The sequence below is a fragment of the Cyanothece sp. BG0011 genome, assembly GCF_003013815.1.
Classification (GTDB): domain Bacteria; phylum Cyanobacteriota; class Cyanobacteriia; order Cyanobacteriales; family Microcystaceae; genus Crocosphaera.
In genome coordinates, this window is sequence record NZ_PRLH01000184.1 from 15,742 (window position 1) to 38,566 (window position 22,825).

The 22,825-nt window shown below is 39.1% G+C and carries 24 protein-coding genes and 2 pseudogenes; 13 read left to right on the forward strand and 13 right to left on the reverse strand.

Translation table 11 applies throughout. The annotated features are described in order from the left end of the window. The first annotated feature begins 252 nt into the window (after positions 1–252). The 3 genes from C4E06_RS22460 (at position 253) to C4E06_RS22470 (ending at position 2,507) form a co-directional block, all read left to right on the forward strand. Positions 253–1,668 (forward strand): form I ribulose bisphosphate carboxylase large subunit, encoded by a 1,416-nt coding sequence (locus C4E06_RS22460; RefSeq protein ID WP_107670615.1) that lies wholly within the window; start codon positions 253–255, stop codon positions 1,666–1,668. Positions 1,669–1,749: 81 nt separating this feature from the next. Then, the gene (locus C4E06_RS22465) at positions 1,750–2,148 is read left to right on the forward strand and encodes a chaperonin family protein RbcX (RefSeq protein WP_107670616.1); all 399 of its coding nucleotides are present in this window, start codon (positions 1,750–1,752) and stop codon (positions 2,146–2,148) included. 23 nt (positions 2,149–2,171) lie between these two features. Continuing rightward, positions 2,172–2,507, forward strand: coding sequence for a ribulose bisphosphate carboxylase small subunit (locus C4E06_RS22470; RefSeq protein ID WP_107670617.1), 336 nt, complete (start codon positions 2,172–2,174; stop codon positions 2,505–2,507). Positions 2,508–2,600: 93 nt separating this feature from the next. On the opposite strand, the pseudogene C4E06_RS29025 reads toward C4E06_RS22470, so the two are convergent. Further along, positions 2,601–2,764, reverse strand: a pseudogene (locus C4E06_RS29025) (histone deacetylase); the annotation flags it as partial. Positions 2,765–2,986: 222 nt separating this feature from the next. On the opposite strand from C4E06_RS29025, the gene C4E06_RS22480 reads away from it, so the two are divergent. Continuing rightward, positions 2,987–3,427, forward strand: coding sequence for a hypothetical protein (locus C4E06_RS22480; RefSeq protein ID WP_107670618.1), 441 nt, complete (start codon positions 2,987–2,989; stop codon positions 3,425–3,427). 93 nt (positions 3,428–3,520) lie between these two features. Here C4E06_RS22480 and C4E06_RS22485 read toward each other — a convergent pair whose 3' ends face one another. Continuing rightward, complete coding sequence (locus C4E06_RS22485) at positions 3,521–4,504, reverse strand: GntR family transcriptional regulator (RefSeq protein ID WP_107670619.1); 984 nt, start codon at positions 4,502–4,504, stop codon at positions 3,521–3,523. Positions 4,505–4,750: 246 nt separating this feature from the next. Next, positions 4,751–5,544 (reverse strand): annotated as a pseudogene (locus tag C4E06_RS22490) (Rpn family recombination-promoting nuclease/putative transposase). A gap of 469 nt (positions 5,545–6,013) precedes the next feature. On the opposite strand from C4E06_RS22490, the gene ilvB reads away from it, so the two are divergent. Beyond that, positions 6,014–7,873, forward strand: coding sequence for a biosynthetic-type acetolactate synthase large subunit (gene ilvB, locus C4E06_RS22500; protein WP_107670620.1), 1,860 nt, complete (start codon positions 6,014–6,016; stop codon positions 7,871–7,873). 78 nt (positions 7,874–7,951) lie between these two features. Here ilvB and C4E06_RS22505 read toward each other — a convergent pair whose 3' ends face one another. Both C4E06_RS22505 and C4E06_RS22510 read right to left on the reverse strand, forming a co-directional pair. Beyond that, positions 7,952–8,491, reverse strand: a complete 540-nt coding sequence (locus tag C4E06_RS22505) for a siphovirus Gp157 family protein (protein ID WP_107670621.1) — start codon at positions 8,489–8,491, stop codon at positions 7,952–7,954. 185 nt (positions 8,492–8,676) lie between these two features. Next, on the reverse strand, positions 8,677–8,898 hold the full coding sequence (locus tag C4E06_RS22510; protein ID WP_107670622.1) for an AbrB/MazE/SpoVT family DNA-binding domain-containing protein: 222 nt from the start codon (positions 8,896–8,898) through the stop codon (positions 8,677–8,679). Between the two features lie 167 nt (positions 8,899–9,065). Between C4E06_RS22510 and C4E06_RS22515 the strand changes: the two genes are divergently transcribed. From C4E06_RS22515 to C4E06_RS22525, 3 genes are read left to right on the forward strand one after another with little or no spacing between them, the layout of a single operon-like run. Then, the gene (locus C4E06_RS22515) at positions 9,066–9,245 is read left to right on the forward strand and encodes a type II toxin-antitoxin system HicB family antitoxin (protein WP_107670623.1); all 180 of its coding nucleotides are present in this window, start codon (positions 9,066–9,068) and stop codon (positions 9,243–9,245) included. Positions 9,246–9,303: 58 nt separating this feature from the next. Next, entirely contained in the window at positions 9,304–9,690 is a 387-nt protein-coding gene (locus C4E06_RS22520) for a DUF2358 domain-containing protein (protein WP_107670659.1), read from the forward strand. A 35-nt stretch (positions 9,691–9,725) separates the two neighbouring features. After that, positions 9,726–10,919, forward strand: coding sequence for a TRC40/GET3/ArsA family transport-energizing ATPase (locus C4E06_RS22525; protein WP_107670624.1), 1,194 nt, complete (start codon positions 9,726–9,728; stop codon positions 10,917–10,919). Between the two features lie 279 nt (positions 10,920–11,198). On the opposite strand, the gene C4E06_RS22530 is transcribed toward C4E06_RS22525, so the two are convergent. Both C4E06_RS22530 and C4E06_RS22535 read right to left on the reverse strand, forming a co-directional pair. Further along, positions 11,199–11,789, reverse strand: a complete 591-nt coding sequence (locus tag C4E06_RS22530; RefSeq protein WP_107670625.1) for a Uma2 family endonuclease — start codon at positions 11,787–11,789, stop codon at positions 11,199–11,201. A 23-nt stretch (positions 11,790–11,812) separates the two neighbouring features. After that, positions 11,813–12,679, reverse strand: a complete 867-nt coding sequence (locus C4E06_RS22535; RefSeq protein ID WP_107670626.1) for a shikimate dehydrogenase — start codon at positions 12,677–12,679, stop codon at positions 11,813–11,815. 115 nt (positions 12,680–12,794) lie between these two features. Here C4E06_RS22535 and C4E06_RS22540 point away from each other — a divergent pair, with 115 nt between their 5' ends. From C4E06_RS22540 to C4E06_RS22550, 3 genes are read left to right on the forward strand one after another with little or no spacing between them, the layout of a single operon-like run. Then, the gene (locus tag C4E06_RS22540) at positions 12,795–13,682 is read left to right on the forward strand and encodes a site-specific DNA-methyltransferase (protein WP_107670627.1); all 888 of its coding nucleotides are present in this window, start codon (positions 12,795–12,797) and stop codon (positions 13,680–13,682) included. 55 nt (positions 13,683–13,737) lie between these two features. Beyond that, positions 13,738–13,950 carry a hypothetical protein gene (locus tag C4E06_RS22545; RefSeq protein ID WP_107670628.1) on the forward strand — a complete coding sequence of 71 codons (213 nt, stop codon included), beginning with the start codon at positions 13,738–13,740 and terminating at the stop codon, positions 13,948–13,950. After that, positions 13,947–14,228, forward strand: coding sequence for a type II toxin-antitoxin system mRNA interferase toxin, RelE/StbE family (locus tag C4E06_RS22550; protein WP_107670629.1), 282 nt, complete (start codon positions 13,947–13,949; stop codon positions 14,226–14,228). Before C4E06_RS22545 ends, C4E06_RS22550 begins: the two co-directional genes overlap by 4 nt. A gap of 28 nt (positions 14,229–14,256) precedes the next feature. Here C4E06_RS22550 and C4E06_RS22555 read toward each other — a convergent pair whose 3' ends face one another. From C4E06_RS22555 to C4E06_RS22575, 5 genes are all read right to left on the reverse strand, one after another. Continuing rightward, positions 14,257–15,960, reverse strand: coding sequence for an ATP-binding protein (locus C4E06_RS22555; protein ID WP_107670660.1), 1,704 nt, complete (start codon positions 15,958–15,960; stop codon positions 14,257–14,259). 85 nt (positions 15,961–16,045) lie between these two features. Next, the gene (locus C4E06_RS22560) at positions 16,046–16,279 is read right to left on the reverse strand and encodes a hypothetical protein (protein WP_107670630.1); all 234 of its coding nucleotides are present in this window, start codon (positions 16,277–16,279) and stop codon (positions 16,046–16,048) included. Between the two features lie 67 nt (positions 16,280–16,346). After that, positions 16,347–17,201, reverse strand: a complete 855-nt coding sequence (locus C4E06_RS22565) for a prephenate/arogenate dehydrogenase (protein WP_107670631.1) — start codon at positions 17,199–17,201, stop codon at positions 16,347–16,349. A 2-nt stretch (positions 17,202–17,203) separates the two neighbouring features. After that, the gene (locus C4E06_RS22570) at positions 17,204–17,479 is read right to left on the reverse strand and encodes a hypothetical protein (RefSeq protein ID WP_107670632.1); all 276 of its coding nucleotides are present in this window, start codon (positions 17,477–17,479) and stop codon (positions 17,204–17,206) included. A gap of 195 nt (positions 17,480–17,674) precedes the next feature. Beyond that, positions 17,675–18,229, reverse strand: a complete 555-nt coding sequence (locus tag C4E06_RS22575; RefSeq protein ID WP_107670661.1) for a late competence development ComFB family protein — start codon at positions 18,227–18,229, stop codon at positions 17,675–17,677. Between the two features lie 347 nt (positions 18,230–18,576). Here C4E06_RS22575 and proS point away from each other — a divergent pair, with 347 nt between their 5' ends. Further along, positions 18,577–20,385: a proline--tRNA ligase gene (gene proS, locus C4E06_RS22580; RefSeq protein ID WP_107670633.1), complete on the forward strand. Its 1,809-nt coding sequence runs from the start codon at positions 18,577–18,579 to the stop codon at positions 20,383–20,385. A 100-nt stretch (positions 20,386–20,485) separates the two neighbouring features. Further along, positions 20,486–21,430 carry a spondin domain-containing protein gene (locus tag C4E06_RS22585; protein WP_107670634.1) on the forward strand — a complete coding sequence of 315 codons (945 nt, stop codon included), beginning with the start codon at positions 20,486–20,488 and terminating at the stop codon, positions 21,428–21,430. 92 nt (positions 21,431–21,522) lie between these two features. Here the strand turns inward: C4E06_RS22585 and C4E06_RS22590 are convergent, their stop codons facing one another. Continuing rightward, positions 21,523–22,578: an AAA family ATPase gene (locus C4E06_RS22590; RefSeq protein ID WP_107670662.1), complete on the reverse strand. Its 1,056-nt coding sequence runs from the start codon at positions 22,576–22,578 to the stop codon at positions 21,523–21,525. Positions 22,579–22,825: the final 247 nt, after the last annotated feature.

Here is a 22,825-nt window from a genome sequence, read left to right on the forward strand (position 1 = left end):
TAATGAGACTGTCCATAAATTGTAATCAAAAAATCTACTAGAAAAGGGTAAAAACAATGTTAAAAGAGTCTAACTATCGTGATATGATAAGGACTCGAAACGAACATAAGTGAATAAACGGTTTGCTACAAGCGACTTTGAGCAACCGAATAACTTTCTAAAATTTTCTCTATTACCGGTAGGTCAGGGGAAACCGACTTACGAAATGATAAATGAGAAATTAACGACGCCCATTCATGGAGGAATAACAAAATGGCACAGGCCACAAAAGCAGGGTTTAATGCCGGTGTTCAAGACTACCGCTTAACCTATTACACCCCCGACTACACTCCCAAAGATACTGATCTATTGGCGTGCTTCCGTATGACCCCCCAACCGGGTGTTCCTCCTGAAGAAGCCGGTGCAGCCGTTGCAGCAGAATCTTCTACCGGAACCTGGACAACCGTTTGGACCGATAACTTAACCGACTTAGATCGTTACAAAGGTCGTTGTTATGACATCGAACCCGTTCCTAACGAAGACAACCAGTATTTTGCGTTTATTGCCTATCCTTTAGACTTATTTGAAGAAGGATCAGTCACCAACGTTCTCACCTCTTTAGTGGGTAACGTATTCGGGTTCAAAGCATTACGGGCATTACGTTTAGAAGATATCCGTTTCCCCGTTGCTTTAATCAAAACCTTCCAAGGGCCTCCTCACGGGATCACCGTGGAACGGGATAAATTAAACAAATATGGTCGTCCCTTATTAGGTTGTACCATTAAGCCCAAACTTGGTCTATCCGCTAAGAACTACGGACGTGCCGTTTACGAATGTTTACGGGGTGGTTTAGACTTCACCAAAGACGACGAAAACATCAACTCTCAGCCCTTCATGCGTTGGCGCGATCGCTTCTTATTCGTACAAGAAGCTATTGAAAAAGCCCAAGCTGAAACCAACGAAGTTAAAGGTCACTACCTTAACGTCACCGCCGGTACTTGCGAAGAAATGATGAAACGGGCTGAGTTCGCCAAAGAAATTGGCACTCCTATCGTTATGCATGACTTCTTAACCGGTGGTTTCACCGCTAACACCACCTTGTCTAAGTTCTGTCGTGACAATGGTTTATTACTGCACATTCACCGTGCGATGCACGCTGTAATTGACCGTCAGAAGAATCATGGTATTCACTTCCGCGTCTTAGCCAAGTGTTTACGTTTATCTGGTGGTGATCACCTCCACTCTGGAACCGTTGTGGGTAAATTAGAAGGGGAAAGAGGCATCACCATGGGGTTTGTTGACCTGATGCGCGAAGACTACGTTGAAGAAGATCGCTCTCGTGGTATTTTCTTCACCCAAGACTACGCTTCTATGCCTGGAACCATGCCCGTTGCTTCCGGTGGTATCCACGTATGGCATATGCCCGCCTTAGTCGAAATCTTTGGCGACGACTCTTGCTTACAGTTCGGTGGTGGTACCTTAGGACACCCCTGGGGTAACGCGCCTGGTGCAACCGCTAACCGTGTGGCTCTTGAAGCTTGTATTCAAGCCCGTAACGAAGGTCGTAACTTAGCTCGTGAAGGTAATGACGTTATCCGCGAAGCTTGTAAGTGGAGTCCTGAGTTAGCTGCTGCTTGCGAACTCTGGAAAGAAATTACATTCGAGTTTGAGGCAATGGATACACTCTAATTTTGGGATAATTGTTAGTTTTTAGGAATATAAAACACTAAAAACTAACAACTGTGTCCGAGGAGGGACAGGTAGGCGTTTATGTATCCCAAAAAAATAGCTAACGACACGGCAGAGGTCATCCAAAATTACCTGACTTATCAAGCGGTTCGTATCATTCTTGACCAACTATCGGAAACCAACCCCAAACAAGCCATCTGGCTAAGGCAATATACCGCTTCTCATAATATCCAAAAAGGAGAAAGCTTTATTGAGGGGTTAATGGAAGAAGATAAAGAGCTAGTCATGCGTATTCTCAAAGTTAGGGAATATCTAGCTTCAGAGGTGATGGAATTTATGCCCCAGATGGTGCGACACGGCATTAGTCAGTCCAATATGGAACACCGTCGTCAGCTATTGGAAAGGCTTACCCGTTCTTCCTCCGTATCCTCAACTCCTTCTGAGTCAGAAAATGATGACTCAAACCCTAATTGTGATTAATTTGAGATAGGAATCTACCAACAATGAAAACATTACCTAAAGAGCGTCGTTACGAAACCCTTTCTTATTTACCCCCTTTAACCGATCAACAAATTGTTCGTCAAGTTCAATATGTATTGGATCAAGGCATGATTCCTGGGGTTGAATTTGAAGAAAATCCTCAGCCTGAGACTCACTTCTGGACCATGTGGAAGTTACCTTTATTCGGTGCTAGTTCGGCTCAAGAAGTATTAGCCGAAGTACGGGAATGTCGTTCTGAGTATCCTAATGCTTATATTCGTGTGATTGGTTTTGACAACATCAAACAGTGTCAAACCATGAGCTTTATCGTTCATAAGCCCAATAACCGTGCATTCTAAGCTGTTTTAGAGAAATTTGTTCGGTAACTATTAGCCTACCTACAGTGATTGTGGGTAGGCTAATATTATAGCAAAATCAATTGTGAAATGATTTATTGCTTCACTCCCAGGTAAACCAATGCGTCGCTGGGCTTTATCCGTTAAAGTTCCTTGACAATAAGCGGTGAATAAAGTAAAGAAAATTTCTCCATAGGAAATCGATGTCCATCCAAGAGAAAAACAACATATTGAGGATGATAAACAATGGGTAAATTCATCGTTAACTAGATTTAAAAAGAATAAAAGAAGAAGCATCACCAAGGTGGAAGTAAAATAAATTGTAGTATCTGCTTCGACACCTAAGAATATACGAATAATCTCTATATTTTTACGAGATATGGCTATATCAAGACGGTTCACTCGACATTCATAGTATTTATGTATTAAGCTATATAAATGTAGTTTATAATAGCTCACGTAACAATTATTGTAGATTAACTATGAATAACATTACACATAAAGGTGAAATTGTATTAGGTAACTCCAAAATCTCATGTTATGTCTTAGAAGATGGGAGACGAGTATTATCTGGCAGAGGAATGCAAGGTGCTTTAAAAATGGTTGATGATGAAGACGCAAGTAAAACTGCAGGAACAAGATTAAATAGATATTTAGAACAACAGTCTTTAAAACCTTATTTGTATAAGAATAAAAATCCTGATATTTTTAAGCCGATTGAATGTTATCAAGGCAAAATGAAAATTAATGGTTATGAAGCTTCTGTTTTAGTGGAGATTTGTGATGCGTTTTTAGAAGCAAGGCAAAATTTAGTATGGGATGAGTTTATGAAACATTTTCGTAAATTGATAAGCACTAGAAGGAAACTTCAGGAGGAAGAAAGATTTAAGCAGCTAGAAATGGAGTTTGAAGATCCTACATAATTGATAAATCCATTGGTTAATCTCGCTTTTAACAAAGGTGACCACTAATTAAATTAATAGTTGGTCACTGTTCACTGTTCACTGTTCACTGTATTAGCCAAGTCCTAACTCTCGTTTGAGGAGGTTAATCGACTTTTCTCCGATGTAATATTCCGAGCAAAAAATATCTGGGGGACGAATTAAATCATCTCTAACGGTGAGAATGGCTTCTTTAACCAACTCATAACTAGCCGGATCACTCATAATGGTTTGTGCCGATCGCGCTAAGGTTAACAGTTGACGGCGATCGCTTGCTGGTGCAGTGATTAATAATAAATCATCTCCCCGTAAACTATGGATGAGGATTTCTGCCACGCGAATAATCCCTGGACTTAAACTAACAATCCCTAAACGAGTATCTTTCGGTAATTCTTTAATCATGGCTAATTCTTTGCCATAATCGTAGATATCGATGGGGAAGACACGGGTTGCATGGGGAGAGGCAATTAATTCGGCTTCGGGGATAAAGTAACGGCTAGTGACGACAGTGGCAGATTCTTTTTGAGCTAAAACTTGGTCTAATTCTTCAATTGATACTAATTCGACGGGAATAGCGAGGGCTTTTTCTAATTCTTGTAAAATCAGTTCGCCGGCCCCCATATCTCTACTGGGAACGGTAACGATCACTTGTGCGCTACAGCGTAACCGCCAATCAATGACGGCTAAAAATAATTCTTTCGCTTGGGTAAGGGTTAAGCCTTGTCTGAGGAGTTCATCTAGGCTTTTATAAACCAGTTGACTTTCTTGAGGATATTGGGTGAATAAGGGGGACTCAGGAAAAGAGATGTCTTCGTTGTTTTGTGCTTTAACATAGATTCCTGAACCAGCGATAGATTCGACGAGGCCCGCTTCTTCGAGTTGTTGATAAACTTTACTGATGGTATTGCGATGGAGTCCTGTCATGGTGGCGAGTTGACGGGTACTCGGTAAACGATGGCCGGGGGGATATTGACGAGAGGCGATCGCAAATCGAATCTGATCAAACAGTTGTTTGGACGCGGGAATATCACTATCGGATTGTATTTTGAACTGGAGCATAGCGGCCACGCCGAACAAACAATATCAGATTAATGGACATAATTTTACCCCGAATCGTTCCTGAAAATTTAAGTTATAGCAGTTCTCATACTCGTAAGGTACACAAGTGATCGCTTTAAGGCAACAGGCAAGAGGCAATAGTCAAGAGTTAAAAATGTACCTCATTTCTAATGAGAAAAGCTGTATTAATTTTTATTGTTAATTATGATAGGCGCACCGAAAAGTGGATCTTTTCGAGATCGCTTATTAATTAGATTCTACAATGTTTCTAACTTGTTCAATCTCTAACTCTAATGCTTGAGCAATTTGTTCTACCGTTAAACCTAATGCGACTAAGCGAGGAATAGAGGATATTTTCGCAGCTAACTCTCCTTCCTGTCTTCCTTGTTCTATCCCTTCCTCTAATGCTTCTTGATACACTTTTGTTTCTCTAAGATCACTTAAACTAAACATTTTTTCTATCTCCTGACGACTAATCAACGGAAGTTTATAGACGAGAATTGTCTCTATTAATTGTAATATATTTTCTTGTTTTTGTTATCATTAAATTCCTGTTTAACTTGTTCAATTAATTCTTTTCCATGTTCAATGGCATTTTTTTGAGGACTGATAATTAATTTTAGGGTTTTTAGTCCGACTGATTCTATGTTATCTAATTCATTGAGATAAAATCGTTTAACTCTCTCTGAGTTTAATATTTCTTGATAACGAGAGGTGTTCCTTATTTCTACGTTACGGTTCGGATAAATGACAACGCCTTGCCAATTATTACTTAATTTTGTTTGATGGAGATACAAGAAGATTTCACTAAAAAATCGAGAATAAAATTGCTCATCTTTTTGAAATTGGACTTCAACAAAATAGATGAGTTTATCTTCAGTATCAGGAAGAAATACCCCATCAATACGGAATGCCAATTGTTTAATTTCGACGGAAGAAAATTCATAATTATTGACAGTAGTTTCAGGAAGGTTGAGTAAGTCAAAAAAGCAACGGGGAAAGGTTTGAAATAGTTGATAAAAAATGCTGTCAGTTTTCACAAAATATTGAGTCAATTAATGATTTTTGTAGAGATGTTTCATGAAACGTCTCTACATGGTTGTGATGGTGATATATTACAGGTTACAAGTCTTTGCGCGAGAGAATAGATTTTCCCATATTCCTCCTCCTCCCCACTCTACTATTTGACTTCTCATCCTAGGGAGGTGTCCCACTGGTGTACTATCTTGTATTTTAAAAGTAAGGTCTGAGTAACTCACATATTTTCCTTCTTTTATCCAACCGACACGATCGCAGATAGGATATCAACTTTCTTCAAAAATTCTTAACCTATTCTGCCTCCTGCCTCCTGCCTCCTATCTCCTGCCTCCTATCTCCTGCCTCCTATCTCCTGCCTCCTACCTCCTGCCATTCGATATAAATGTTGAAATTTTTTATGTTATAAGGGAGACAACATAACTAAAATAGAAGATATAGATTAGATATTAAGTAAGTGAGACGGTTTGCCCTGTGGTTTCTTCAATAGCAAAAATAACTCCACCCTTAGCAGAAACTCCCCAACGCCAGACAGGGGCCTATGCCTTGATCGATAGTTTAATTCGTCACGGCGTTAAGCACATTTTTGGCTATCCAGGAGGAGCCATTCTTCCTATTTATGATGAATTATACCGAGCCGAAGCAAGGGGAGACATCCAACATTTCTTAGTGCGCCACGAACAAGGTGCGTCCCACGCAGCGGATGGTTACGCCCGCGCCACGGGTAAAGTGGGAGTCTGTTTCGGAACCTCTGGCCCGGGAGCGACTAACTTAGTCACAGGGATCGCTACAGCGCACCTCGATTCTATTCCGATGGTGGTGGTAACGGGACAAGTGGGACGGGCGGCCATTGGTAGCGATGCGTTCCAAGAAACGGATATTTTTGGCATTACTCTGCCCATTGTTAAACATTCCTATGTGGTACGTCATGCTGAAGATATGGCCAATATTGTGGCTGAAGCGTTTCATATCGCCAGTACCGGACGGCCTGGCCCTGTGTTGATCGATGTTCCCAAGGATGTGGGTTTAGAAGAATGTGATTATATTCCTGTTGAACCGGGCCAAGTTAAAGTACCTGGGTATCGTCCCACGGTAAAAGGCAACCCTCGTCAAATTAATGCAGCTTTATCTTTAATTGAAGGGTCAGAACGTCCTTTATTATATGTTGGAGGAGGAGCGATCGCAGCCAATGCTCACGCTCAAGTTCAAGAATTTGCTGAACGCTTTCAAATTCCTGTCACCACGACGTTAATGGGAATAGGTTCCTTTGATGAACATCACCCGTTATCCGTGGGAATGTTAGGAATGCACGGCACCGCTTACGCTAACTTTGCGGTGAGTGAGTGTGATTTATTGATCGCGGTGGGATCACGGTTTGACGATCGCGTAACGGGTAAATTAGATGAATTTGCTTCCCGGGCCCGAGTCATTCATATTGATATTGATCCGGCAGAAGTGGGTAAAAATAGACTCCCTGAAGTTCCTATCGTCGGAGATGTACGTCAGGTATTAGAACAATTATTACAGCGATCGCGGGAAATTGATGTTCCTTTGGATGCTGAGAAACATCAACCTTGGTTAAACCGGATCAACCGTTGGCGCGAACAATATCCCCTCACTGCACCCCATTATGACCATAGCATCTCTCCTCAAGAGGTGATTGTAGAAGTGGGTCGTCAAGCTCCTCACGCTTACTATACGACGGATGTGGGACAGCATCAAATGTGGGCGGCTCAATTCTTAAATAACGGGCCCCGTCGTTGGATTTCTAGCGCAGGGTTAGGAACCATGGGTTATGGAATGCCAGCAGCTATGGGGGTTAAGGTGGCTCTGCCAGAAGAAGAGGTTATCTGTATTAGTGGTGATGCGAGTTTTCAGATGAATCTCCAGGAGTTGGCAACCCTGGCACAGTATAACATTGCTGCGAAAACGGTCATTATTAATAATGGTTGGCAGGGGATGGTACGCCAATGGCAACAAACCTTTTACGGCGAGCGTTATTCTTCGTCTAATATGCAGACAGGAATGCCTGATTTTGAATTGTTGGCTAAAGCGTTCGGGGTTAAAGGAATCACCGTTAGAGAGCATTCTCAGTTAGCTGGTGCGGTGGCTGAAATGTTAGCCCATGATGGCCCTGTGTTGATGGATGTTCATGTGAAACGGGATGAAAATTGTTATCCCATGGTTGCACCCGGAAAGAGTAATGCTCAAATGATCGGACTGCCTGAGTTAAAGTCTAACCAGTTGATGACGGAGTTAACCCGTTGTAGTTACTGTGGTACGGATAACCCTGTTACTAACAAGTTTTGTCCTGAATGTGGCACAAAAATATAACAGGCATTCTAGCAATAGGCAATAGGCAATAGGCAAAACAAGACGTTTTCTATCCTGTTGCCTTTTACTTTGAAAGATTCATTTAATGGTTAAACTATAGTCTTCATTATCGTCCAAAAAAGCCCAATCAATGTCTTTTTGAGATTTGAGGGCTTTTCTTATTTCTGTTAGATTTGGTTCAATTTTCACCCGTTTAAATTCATCGGGAAGGTCTTCTGGTTCTACTTTTAAACAAATACTCGGTTGTTTCTTTCTCATGGATAATTTACAAGTGACACCCTCAATTTTTGTTTTATTAACCCGTTGCATTTCCCTAATTAGATAGTTTCGTAATTTATCCCCTTGTTTTTCACTCATACTGGCTAAAACTCTGATCCGTTTTGCTTCTGCTTTTCTTGCTTCGGTTATTGCTTCTAAATACTTAATGTAATGGGCGACTTTTTCAGCTTTTTCTTCAAAGTTTGTATCAGCAGTTAACCACTCAGAAAAGAGTTCATTGATTTTAACTTCTTTTTCTTCTTCGCTTAATTCTTCAGACTCTTGAAGTCGACTTATTAAGTTTTCTAGTTCAATCATTTCCTCAGAAATATTCCAAAGGGTATGATTAGATTGACTCATTTATTTTTCTCCTTTTGATGGAATAATTCCAATTATAATCTTATTAAATATTAGTGTAAATGATTTTCTGTATATTTTTCTAACCATTTTGCTAAATATGCTTGCTCAATTTCTCCTGATGCTAATTGTTCCATAATTTTGAATTACTATAACAAATTTTTCACTTATCCAACGAATATTAGTCATTAAGCAAGTTCTCTTAAAGCATTATCATATTGAGAACTACCTTGACGATAAAGAGTCATTGCTTCATCAAATTCTGGATCATCGGATGTTATTTGTAGTCCATCAGCAGTTTCTTTAATATATAAGTTATCTCCTTCACTGAGATTAAGTTTTTTGAGAATTTCTTGATGTAATGTTATTCCTAATGAATCACCAAATTTACGAATTGTTAAAGGTTGCATGGACTATTCTCCTAATAAGTGTTATCAATATGATAACCTAATGGGATTAAATTGTTAATTCTTGATCGAAAAAATATACAAAAACCAGAATTCTTAAACATCTTGAGATAAAATATTAAATAAGATGTCTTATACTGTTTCGTTACTCTTTATTCCCTCTAAACTTTATGAACAATATCAAAATGATTGTAGAAAAACACGATGATGGTTACATCGCTTATCCTTTAGGGGTTCAAGGAATTGTTATTGGAGAAGGAGAAACTTATGAGGAAGCATTAAAAGATGCTGAATCTGCAGTTCGTTTTCATATTGAAACCTTTGGCGAAGAAGTCGTAGAAAATGTTTAGATTCTTATAATCGATAATATTGTTAATTCATCAAATTGTTTATACAAAAAGTTATCTTATGACGCTTCTAGAAACCATCAAACAAGACTATCAAACTTTTCCCAATAATCAAACTTATTCAGTTTATGCAGATGATGTTTATTTTAAAGACCCAGTTAATGAGTTTACAGGAGTTAAACGCTATCAAGAAATGATCGGATTTATGTCAACTTGGTTTAAAAATGTTGATTTAGAATTACACAATATCTATCAAAGCGATAACGTCATTCATACAGAATGGACGCTACACTGGACCACCCCGTTACCCTGGAAACCCCCCATTTCCATCCCAGGCCGCAGCGAACTGACTTTTAATGACCAAAACCTGATTATTTCCCATATTGACTATTGGAACTGTTCTCGTTGGGATGTAGTAAAACAACATTTTGTCCTAAATCCTTCATAATAAAGATAAGTAATGTAAATTTTTCTGAAAAAATCATGCGTGTAATCCTCATGACTGGTAAAGGGGGAGTTGGTAAAACTTCCGTCGCTGCGGCCACTGGCCTCAGATGTGCAGAGTTAGGGTACAAAACCCTCGTTTTAAGTACGGACCCGGCCCATTCCTTAGCGGATAGTTTTGATTTAGAGTTGGGTCATGAACCTCGTTTGGTGTGTCCCAACCTTTGGGGGGCCGAACTCGACGCATTAATGGAACTCGAAGGGAACTGGGGGGCAGTTAAACGGTATATTACCCAGGTATTGCAAGCACGAGGACTTGACGGCGTACAAGCGGAAGAATTAGCAATTTTACCAGGAATGGACGAGATTTTTGGCTTAGTTCGCATGAAACGCCACCACGATGAGGGAGAATATGACGTTTTAATTATTGACTCGGCCCCCACAGGAACCGCTTTGCGTCTGCTGAGTATTCCTGAAGTGGGTGGCTGGTATATGAGAAGATTTTATAAACCGTTACAAGGGATGTCAGTGGCCTTGCGTCCTCTGGTAGAACCGTTGTTTCGACCCATTGCAGGATTTTCTTTACCTGATAAGGAGGTAATGGACGCACCCTATGAATTTTACGAGCAAATCGAAGAATTAGAGAAGGTTTTGACGGATAATAAGCAAACTTCGGTTCGTTTGGTGACAAATCCCGAAAAAATGGTGATTAAAGAGTCGTTGCGGGCCCATGCTTATCTCAGTTTGTATAATGTTTCTACCGATTTAGTGATTGCTAACCGTATTATTCCTGATACTGTTAATGATCCCTTCTTTGAAAAATGGAAGAATAATCAACAAGTTTATAAACAAGAAATTCACGAAAATTTCCATCCGTTACCGGTCAAAGAAGTGCCTTTATTTTCTGAAGAAATGTGTGGGATGGATGCTTTAGAACGGTTAAAAGAAACCCTCTATAAAGATGAAGATCCGGCACAAGTTTATCATCAAGAAGATACCATTCGCGTGGTACAAAATGGACAAGATTACAGTTTAGAATTGTATTTACCGGGGATTCCTAAAGAAAAGGTACAACTGAATAAAACAGGGGATGAATTGAATATTAGAATTGGTAATCATCGCCGTAATTTAGTGTTACCTCAAGCGTTGGCCGCCTTGCAACCTTCGGGGGCAAAAATGGAGGAAGATTTCTTAAAAATTCGCTTTAGTAGTGGAGTAGCGGTTAAAAGTTAATAATAGTGAGGGCTTAATATTATTAAGCCCCTACAATAAAATCGAAATTCGTTCCCCGGATCAAGGTACTTTAAGTTTACAAAGCAAAATTCTTCATTGTTTAAGTCATAATACTCAACTCGCTTGGTTAATTGATTTACAACGGCAACAAGTATGGGTTTGGCAAGGGACAGAGTTACCTTTTATCTACACAGGAGAAGACAATCTACCCACTTTAGGTGAAATGGCAAAAATAACTGTTAATAATCTTATGGCTATGACCCAAAAACGGTAATATTTTTATAAAAGATCCCCCTGTAAAATTTGAGAGACAGTATAGTTAAATTCAGTGAAAATAGAAGATTTCACAATATCCGATGAAGCAAATATCATCTCATCATAAAACCCTTCAGATAAAGACAGAATAGTAACTTGTTCTTGAAAGGGATCAACAATCCAATATTCAGGAATATCGAGTACACTATATTCAGAACGTTTAGCACGATAATCAATATTTTTGGTTGATTCACTAACAACTTCTACCACTAAAATGGGGGAAGGTTCATTAAGTAAAATAACGGCTTCACGATTTTGTAATTGTTGCCATTGGGATGTTAATAATACCACCACGTCAGGAATACGAACCGTATCCCATCGATTTCCACGGGGTGATTGAATAGCGATAACCATTTGTTTCGATACCCAAGGTTGACTTAAACGTTTAATTTCTTGGCGAAAACAATAATTGAGAAAATCGGCAATTTCGCCATGTTGTCCCATCCCCAAAGTCATTGGAACTAATTCCCCATTAACCAGTTCATAAGTGATGTCAGTTTGGTCATCATAATTAAGATATTCTTGAAGGGTTAAATGAGTTTTAGTAACGGTCATAACTATTCTCAAAAATACATAAATTAAGAAAAAAGAACTTGTTTTAAAGCTTCACTCATCACGTCTGCTGAAACGGGTTGTTGTAACCAAATTTCTAAAGCGGCAGCCCCTTGATACACTAACATATCTAAACCATCAATAATCGTTAAACCCTGCTGTTGTGCATCTTTTAGAAACTGGGTGGGACTCGGATTATAAATTAAATCATAAGCGATCGCATTATTAGAGAATTTTTCCCATAAATCACTGTCAACGGGAGAATTCTCAGTATGAGGAAACATCCCGATAGGTGTGGTATTCACTATCAACTCGCTTTCCGATACCAACCCCGATAATTCATCCCAAGAATGAACGGTTATAGAGGCTTGAAGCTCACTGATGTCCCAACTTTGCTTAAATTTACCTAACTTATCCTTATCTCGTCCCACAACGCAAATATGACGGCAGCCTAATTCCGCTAACCCCACCACCACGGCCCGCGCTGCGCCTCCATTTCCGAGGATAATGGGTTTAATGGTGTTCCAGTCGCGATTTAAGGCTTTTAGGGGGGTGACAAAGCCAATAACGTCGGTGTTTGTCCCTTTCCACCCTGTTTCTGTGCGCCAAACGGTGTTCACGGCTCCCACTAATTTCGCAGTTGTGGTAACGTCTGATAGTAGAGGTATGATAGCTTGTTTATGGGGGATGGTTGCGTTGAAACCCATCACGCCGATGGTTGCAAAGCCATTTAACGCGGTTTGTAAGTTTTCGGGTTTAACTGGGAAAGGGATATAGATATAATCAACCCCCAACCGCTCAATTTCTGCATTTTGCATGACAGGGGATAAGGAATGTTCGACAGGATAACCAATGATTCCTAATAGTTTTGTTTTTCCAGTAATAATTGACATTAGCCGTTACCAGTGATCAGTTACCAGTGATCAGTTATCGGTGACTGTTCACTGTTTACTATTTTTACTTAAAAATGCTTTAGAATCAATCTTAAGTTAAACAATGTCTATAAACATGAAATATCTGAATCAAATTATACCAGGAGACTGTATTAAAATCTTAAAAGAATTACCTGATAAAAGCATTGATTTAATTATTCTTGATCCTCCCTATTGGAAAGTGATTCAACAAAAATGGGATTATCAATGGCGTACAGAAGATGATTATAAAGAATGGTGTTTACAATGGCTGCCTGAAATTTCTAGAGTGATTAAATTATCAGGTAGTTTATATTTATTTGGTTACTTAAGAAACTTATTTTATTTATACGAACCGATTATTAATTTAGGGTTTAATTTTCGACAACAAATTATCATAGATAAAGGAATGAAAGCCATTAGCGGAAGGGCAACTAAAAACTATAAAATGTTTCCTAATGTTACCGAAAGTTTATTATTTTTTATTTATAATAGTCGTCCGTTTATTAAACAGTTTCTTAAACAACGTCAAAAAGAGTTAGGGTTAACTGCATTAGAAATTAACAAAAGATTAGGGGTCAAATCTAATGGTGGGGGAATGTGGTCACTGTACACCGGTAATAATATATTAGCCCAAGTTCCTACTAGAGAAATGTGGAAAAAATTACAAGAAGTTCTAGAGTTTAACTATCCTTATGAAGATATTTCGGCAACATTTAATATAGAAATGGGGGTAACAGATGTTTGGAATGACATCAATTTTTATGAAGAAAAACGGTTTCATCCAACCCAAAAACCCGTTAAATTAATAGAAAGAATTATTAGAGCAAGTAGCAAAGAAAATATGATAGTTTTAGATCCTTTTATGGGTTCCGGTTCTACTGCGATCGCCTGTTTAAATCTTAATCGTCATTATATTGGGATTGAAAAAGAAAAAAAGTATTTTGATAAAATAAATTCAAGAATAGAACATTTTTATAATTAATTTAAGACTTTTTGTTATAATTAATTAGAGTCATCAAAACAAAGGAAAAAACAAAATGACAAAAATAATCTTTGCTGATATTCTAGAAGCGGCTGAACAACTGACTCCAGAAGATCAAGAATATCTCATTAGTATTTTACAAAATCGCCTTCGAGATCGCCATAGAGGTGACAGAATTAGAGATGTTCAAGAAGCAAAACAAGAGTTTACAGAAGGAAAATGTCAACCCGTTACTTCAGAGGAAATTATTGAGGAACTTTTAGGGTGACTTATGTATTATTACGTTCAAGTGCTTTTATTAGAGAAGGTAAAAAACGAATCAAAAAACAACCCTCTATCGTTCAAAGTTTGCAAGATACCCTAAACTTATTAAGTCAAGATCCCTTTCATCCTCGATTAAGAACTCATAAATTAAAAGGAGAGCTTAAAAATTCGTGGTCTTGCAGTGCTGGATATGATTTAAGAATTATTTTTTCTTTTGTTGAATATGATAATAAACAAGCTATCCTTTTAGAGTCAATCGGAACTCATGATGAAGTCTATTAGTCAGTTATTTAATTCATACAAATAACTGTTAAAATCCTAATTCTGCTCTAGCAGTTTCTGCTGCAGCAAACACCTCTTCATCAGGTAATTCTGACCAATCTGTTTCCCCGATTTCGGCATAGAATTGTTGATCATAGGCACGAGTTCTAATAACAACTGGCATCGGAACCGCATGACCTAAGATTAAAGCTTGTTGTTTAGAATCTAACTTTGCTAACACCGACCTCAAATTTTGTCCGCCAGAAACTCCTGTAAAAATAGCATCAATATCCTTTTCATCGTTTAGTAAACAGGTGATTCTTGTCCCTACCTGTGACATGACTTCGTTATCAATTCCCGATGGTCTTTGATCTACAATTAACAGGGTTACAAAATATTTTCTCATCTCCCTAGCAATAGTTCCAAAGATAGTTTGATGAACAATTTTAGAATCTAAAAATCGGTGTGCTTCTTCAATAGTAATTACTAATTGTCTCGGGCGATCGCTTGGACTTTTTGTCTGTAAAAATCGCTCAGCTTTCTTGACATAACTGCCATGAATACGTCGGGTAATCATATTCGTTGCTAACATATAAGACAGCATATTTGATTGTGATCCAAACTCAATCACCACGTGCTTTCCTGCATCCAAAGATTCTAACACTTGATTAATATAATTATGAGGGCAAGCAGTGCGTAAATATTTTAAATTATCTAACCGCATTAACTTTCTTTGTAGGGACATAATTGACCCGGCATGACCCTGTTTTTCTTGACAAAATAGTTTAATATCTTCATTGGTCATGTTTAATAATTGCATAATCCATGACTTACCATATTCCGCTTCTAAAATGTTGGCATTGTCTAAACTTGCCTCAGAAATTCCTAATTCATGACCCACTAAACGAATGTCTTCGATATCAATTTGATCGTAACTTAAATACAATTCTTGAGCATCACTAACCCCTCTTCTTTTGGTAGACTCAGGATCTAAAGTATAAATTTCTACCTGTCCAGGAAACAATTGACGTAACCCTTTAACCGTAGAAACTTCTTTCCCTTCCTTCATCGCTTCCCACCCATATTCTGAGTGCATATCAAACATTAAATTAACCGCAGCTTGCTTACGAATAATCCCAGAAATTAACAAGCGAGTTAAAAAAGATTTACCGGTTCCTGACTTCCCAAAAACCCCATTACTCCGTTCAACAAAGCGATCTAAATCAATACAAATGGGAACCTCCATATCTAACGGTTTACCGATGGCAAAATTACGTCGTGTGGGGTCATCTTCCCACCCAAAAACCGCCCGAAAATCCCTTTCTGACGCTTCATAAACTTGACTAAAATGGGTAGGAATTGTTTTAACAGGGAGGAGTTCTATGTCTGCGTTGGTTTGCGCTTGAAACGAACCTAAAGAAGTATCTTCAGTGTGAGAATTATGGTTTTCTTCTTCTTCGGTAGGGGTAAACATTAACATGGGTGCAAGTTCCACATTGCCATAGGTAGCACTCCCGGCTAATACATCTCTCATAAACGTATCTTGAAAACTGGGAGGGTTGGCTAAAATTCGAGGGTTGGCAGTTCCCAGGGAAACATCGGTTAATAAACAGAAAAACCGCGATCGCACCCCTTGCACTACCAAAAATTTTCCCACTCGCATCTGTTCAACCGACACATCAGAATGTAAGCGAACTTCTAACCCTTGTGAAAGGGAACCTTGAACAACGGCACCGAGGGGATGATCTGTCATGGTTAACAGTAACTGATACACTACATATAGGGTTATTACTGACGAGTAGAACCCTAGGGGTATTGTATCGCAGAGAACAGGATTATTACTTAGGAGGCATGGAGGAAGACATGGCTTTTTTGTCAGCTTGGTTACTCATGTTTTCCGTATTCAAGGTAAATTTATCTTTTTGACTACTCAACCAACCTAAAACGACTGTTCCTAACAGAAATGTGACCATTAGGGAGAAAAACGTGGCATTAGCAGAAATTCCCAGACAAATTAAGCTAATATTGACAAAAATCTTTTGGGTGGGGTGAATACTGTTTTTATTATTCATGGAGACTAAAATCGTGTTTAAAATCTATCCGAATTATAGACGCACTTAAGTATTTTTGCTGAAAAACCTAAGAATTTTTTTGTCCTTCAATAAACGGCGACCGCTCTTTTTGTGTCATCATCAATAATTGTTCTAGGGAGTCCCATTCTTCTCTCTTAATGTATTCAATAACCTCATCTAGTTGCTGACGATAACCCTGCAAACTGTGCAATAAGGCAGTTTTATTGTATTGAGCCATCATTAACCCTAATTCGGGGTTTCCTCCTCCCACACGACTGGTATCTTTGAACCCAGAACTGGCTAATTGTTGGGCTAACTTTAACACAGTTTTTTCTTTTTCTCCTAAACAAGCAGCGATTAAACTAGCACTAACCATTACGGGTAAATGGGAAATCCAAGCCACTGCTTGATCATGAATGTCTGGAGAACAAGTATAAACAGTTGACCCTAAAGATTGGGCTAACGCTTCTAAAATTTTGATGCTATCTTTTGGGGTTTTTTCTGTAGGAGTAATGACATAAGGCGCATTTTTAAATAAGTTTTTTTGGGCTGCTTCGATGCCTTGTTCAGCCGTTCCGGCCATGGGATGTCCCCCGACAAAATTCGACCATAATGGCTCACATTCTTTGATTATAGCTGTTTTAACTGATCCTACATCAGTAATAATCACGTCGGGACTTAAATTAGGAATCAACTGTTTTAAGGTTTGAGAAATTAAGCCAATGGGAGTACAAATAAAAATTATCTCTACCGTTGATAATAAATTAATATTAATACTTGCATAATCAACGACTCCCCTTTCTATGGCTCGCTGACAGGTGCTTTCTTGGCGAGATACCCCATAAATAATATGTCCGCGATCGCGTAGATCAAATCCCAGAGATCCCCCAATTAATCCTAAGCCAATAATTCCAATTTTCATGTTTAATATTCTCTCATCTGATAATCTTTACAATTAATCGCTTCTTCTGTATTAGCTTGAAAGGGATTCACTGGACATTTTAAACGATGGTCATTTGTAAAATATTGGCAGTGAGTACAAGGGATTTCGTGCATTTTTTTGGATCTTTTTATAACATCAACAATGGTTCCTATGACACTACTCCCTAACGCAAAAATAAATACCCAAGCTATTATGAAACATAGGGGAATAATTAAGGGTTGTATCATATCTATAAAGCGTACAATTAATGATAACACCTGATTATTTAATCCTCTTCATTTCTATAATGATCTACAATTTCAACCTTAACATTTTTTTTACAGTATCAAATTAAGAAAACCTTGAGAATCATTAATTATCTGATAAATCGGTAGGGACAAGATATATTTTCAAAATTTATGTTTTCTTACCCTACCGTTTCTAAGGTTTAAAATCTCTAGTTTCTTTAATTTCTAATATTTACGTAAGTTACGACTATCGGATAATTCTTGATTGAGTTGCTTTGAAATATAACTTAATGATTTATCCTCTACATCTTTAATGATTTTTGTTGGTTGGTTTTGAGTTATTAGTGGATAAAGAATCTTATTTAAATTATTCCAAGACAGTTGTTGAGAGTTAGTAATGATTCCTTTATTTTGAAGAAGTTTTTCTAACTTATTTAAAGCAATTTTTGCTACTTCATACTCTGCATATCTCTCTGAAATAAGAGGCACTGAGCGTTTAAGGGGATCTCTTTCTATAGCAGCTAAAGCTCGACGAACAGCCAAGGTAATTTGTGATTTATATTTTTGCTGTCCTGTCCGTTTTTGATACTCTTTACCCATAGCACTCGAGGCATAAAGAGGAGGTAAACGATTCAGCGCATAGGTCGCTACTTCAATTTTATTGATATATTCTTTAAGTTGTTTTGGATAAAACTTTAGTTGCTTGTCAATTTCTTCATCAACTAATAATTCCATAATATTAACATAAATCTTAGTCTTAGTATTTAAAGTCTTATTCATGATTTGATCCTCAAAAAACAATTTTAAAACCATAAACTACCCGTATTTTCTCTCAATAATAATTGCAGAAAAATGTTAAAAGTCGAGAAAATACGGTTTTCAGTTTTTTATTATTGTATATTCTCCATGATTATACGCATATTCCCTCAATTTGTCTAATCTTTTTTAAAGAAAAATAACTTTATAAAATCTTGATAAAAATTGCTATTAACTTTATATAATCTTTAAAATAAATAGGAGTTTTTACTGAATTATGAATAACCCTTTAAAACATAATTCTTAACAACTTGGTAGAAACCCCCAAAAAATGCGATAATAACTATTCGGTAATTGCGAGGAAATACTGAATGCGACTGTCTCAGATGCTCTTTGTCACCCTACGGGAAGATCCCGCGGAAGCAGAAATACCTAGTCATAAACTGTTATTGAGAGCCGGTTATATTCGTCGAATTGGTAGCGGTATTTATACTTATTTACCTTTGATGTGGCGCGTCTTACAAAAGGTTTCTCAAATCGTACGAGAAGAAATGAACGCCACAGGGGCCCAAGAATGTCTTTTACCCCAGTTGCAACCATCGGAGTTATGGAAAGAGTCGGGACGATGGGAAACCTATACCAAAGCAGAAGGAATCATGTTTTCCTTAATCGATCGCCAAGAAAGGGAATTAGGGTTAGGACCCACTCACGAAGAAGTCATTACTACAGTGGCGAAAGATATGATCCGTTCCTATCGACAACTACCGGTTAATTTATATCAAATTCAAACAAAATTTAGGGATGAAATTCGCCCTCGGTTTGGCTTAATGCGAGGACGAGAATTTATCATGAAAGATGCTTATTCTTTCAACGAAGATGAAGCCAGCTTACAAAAAAGTTACGATGCAATGGATCAAGCTTATCGGAATATGATTAGCCGTTGTGGATTAGCTTATCGAGCCGTAGAAGCCGATTCTGGAGCCATTGGGGGTTCAGCCTCCCAAGAATTTATGATCCTAGCAGAAGCAGGAGAAGATGAGGTTTTATACACAGAAGATGGTCAATATGCCGCGAATGTAGAAAAGGCCGTTTCCCTTCCCAAAGATGCGGAAAAATCTCCTTTTTGCAGTTACGAAAAAAAGGAAACCCCCGATTGTAACACCATCGAAAAACTGTGTAACTTTTTAAAATGTTCTCCCACTAATATCGTAAAAAACGTTATTTATCAAGCCGTTTATGATAACGGAAAAACCGTTTTAGTTTTAGTGAGTATTCGAGGAGATCAAGAAGTTAATGAAGTTAAATTAAACAATGAATTAGTAAAAGTAGCTCCACAATATCAAGCCAATACATTATTAGCGTTAACGGTTCCTGATGAAAATGACCAGAAAAAATGGGCAAACAAACCCTTACCCGTCGGCTACATTTCCCCTAGTTTAGAAGATGATTATATTGCCTCTGGAGAATACATAACAGGGAAGTTTTTAAGAATTGTAGATCAAACCGCCGTTGACTTAGAAAACTTCGTCACCGGAGCCGATGAAACCGGTTATCATATCCTAGGAGGAAACTGGGACAAAGACTTTAAATTACCTCAATTGGTTTGTGATATTAGAACCGCAATGATCGGCGATCGCGCTGTTCATGATCCCAATCAAACCTTAGCCAGTGCCAGAGGTATTGAAGTGGGCCATATCTTCCAATTAGGCACTAAATATTCCGAAGCAATGGGGGCAACTTTTACCGATGAAAATGGCGAAGAAAAGCCCATCGTAATGGGATGTTATGGGGTGGGAGTTTCCCGTTTGGCACAGGCTGCCGTCGAACAATCCTATGATAAAGATGGCATTATTTGGCCTGTGGCGATCGCCCCTTATCACGTGATTATTATTGTCCCAAATATCAAAGATCAAAATCAAATGGAAGTCGCCCAAACTCTCTACAACGAATTGAATAAAATGGGCGTAGAAACCCTATTAGACGATCGCGATGAACGAGCCGGCGTTAAGTTTAAAGATGCTGATTTAATCGGCATTCCTTATCGGGTAGTAACAGGGCGATCGTTAAAAGCAGGTAAAGTAGAAGTTATCACGAGAAAAAGCAAAGAATCACAAGAAATTGAAGTCAAAACCTTAGTAGAAACCTTACACAATTGGGTAGAAGAAAACATGAAACGTTAATGAAATTTAGATAAGAAAACTCTTGGCATTTTCTCAGGCAATTCTCAGATAGTCTCACTAACTTGTTGGGAAGATTATCAACTCAATTGTGAATGTTGCCATGATTAACTTATCTACCCATAGCAAAGCATTGTTAATCGTTTTAACCCTTGGTTCCGTTGCCACCACAGGAGCCGCCGCCCAAGCCTTGACCCTAAAAGTCGAAGTGGAAAACCTCGGCCCGATGGGAGGTGTGGATCTGACCCCCGTGTGGGTGGGATTCCATGACGGTAGCTTTGATAGTTACAACGGGGGACTCCCTTCTGAGCGAGGTTTAGAGCAAATTGCTGAAGATGGCAATCCCATGCTCATATCCCAAGACTTCCTCAATAATTTAACCTATATCGATGATAATGGTACGCCTGATGATTCTAGTGATGATATCGGTGGCATTTTCTCAACCACTCAAGTCGGCACTCGTGTCGATGGTGCCATCGGCGACAGTCCCATTGCACCAGGAACCTCAGCCATGAGTCTCTTTGAAGTCACCCCCGATGATGCTAATCGTTACTTCTCCTATGCGTCGATGATTCTCCCTACCAGTGATTATTATGTTGCCAATGGTAATCCCTTAGCCCATAGTTTAACGACTTTATTTACAGGAGAAGAAACCTCAATTTCTTTTGGAATCGGACTTCCTGGAACTGTGGACGACGCAGGCACCGAAGTTAATGATTTTGCCACCTCTGCTGGTAACGGCAGATTTGGAATTCCTGGGGGACAAACGGAAGGAAACCAGGGAGCCAACGAAAATGGAGTCAACACCACTGTTACCGCTCCTTTCGCTAATTTTCTCAATAGACCAGCTAATTTTGACACCGATTTTGCTAATTTGAATTTTAACAATGAAACGCTCTATCCCAATGGTATTGCCCGTATCACCATTAGTGCCGTTCCAGAACCCCCTGAACAAGCAATAGAAACTACCCCCGAACCTGGAACCCTGTTAGGTTTAGTTAGCCTTTTAGGATTAGCTAGTTTCACTGTTCGCAAAAAGAAACATTAATTGACCCCACACCCCCCACACCCCTCACACCCCCCACACCCCCCTTTATAAGGGGGGCAGGGGGGGTATAAGGCAGGGGGGGTAGGGGGATATCAAACCTGTAAGACATGAGTTGGAGCTAAATGTAACTTATTCTCTAACAACTGAGTTAGGAGCGGTAAAGCACTGGGTTCGGATAAGGTTAACGCTTGTATTCCGGTTAATTTTTTGACTAATTCTACCCCTGACGACGTGCTAGTGGCGATCCCTGTAATCAGATCCGGTAAAAAGCCAAACCCCTGACAAACCCCCACCACAGAATAGGGATCAGAGGCACATAATACCGTCAGACAAATGTGTTTTTTTAGTTCTTCTAAAACCACCGATCCATTGTAAGGTTCTAGGGGAGAAGCACCCGCTTCAATCACAACCACATCAGGATTTTTGGCCGCCATCATACTCAATAATTGACGCACTAAAACCCTAAATTCTTCAGGGGGTGCCACAGAGGAAGGGAGTCCCACATCCACAAAATCAAAAATATAATCAGCCCCTGCATCTTTCATGGATAAAACATCACGATATCGTCCAGCACCGGTCAATTTAGCTCCAATTACTTTCAATCCTAACTGTTTTAATTGATGGATAATAATACGAGCCGAGGTAGTTTTTCCAGCTGACATCGATGTGCCAATAATCATGATGGTAGGACAGTCATAATGATGATAGGAAATGGTGGAGACAAAATCTTTCATAGAAACTTTTTGACCATTGCGTAAGACATGACCCCGATATTGCAGGGAGGTGAGAGGCGGTAATAAATAGGACTTAGAGGTAACTTTGCCAAACAACCCGGCACAAGTCATATTATCCATACGTCCATCGTCTCCAATGGACTGCCATTCTCCTACCGCTTCTAAAGTCGCTCGTCGGATACCAAACGCGCCAATAATGCGATCGCCTTCTAAAAGACTGGCTAACCGTCCGTTAGGCAGTTCTAACTGAGCATTCACCGGAACAGGAGAAACCACCTCCCCCACCACATAATCACTGGTTTCCCATTGGTTTCTCGGTAAAGACATGACATCAAAGGGTTGGACTGGCAGATCAGAAATACGAGTTAAGGAACTGTATAAATAAGGTGGGTTTAAACGGTTACTTTTCATCATTTTTATCCTCATATCTTGCACCTTGGCTAACCCCCCCTGCCCCCTAACCCCCCTGCCCCCTAACCCCCCTGCCCCCCTTATAAAGGGGGGTGTGGGGGGTAGAGAATGGGGAATAGGCAAGGGTTCTCCCCCTAATAAAAGGGGGAGTTGGAGGGGGTGGCAATGGTGTTTGTTTTTGACTTTAACTACTTGAGAATTGATAATCTCTAGTCTATGAGTTGGTTTTTATGTCAGGCGTGTAAGATGT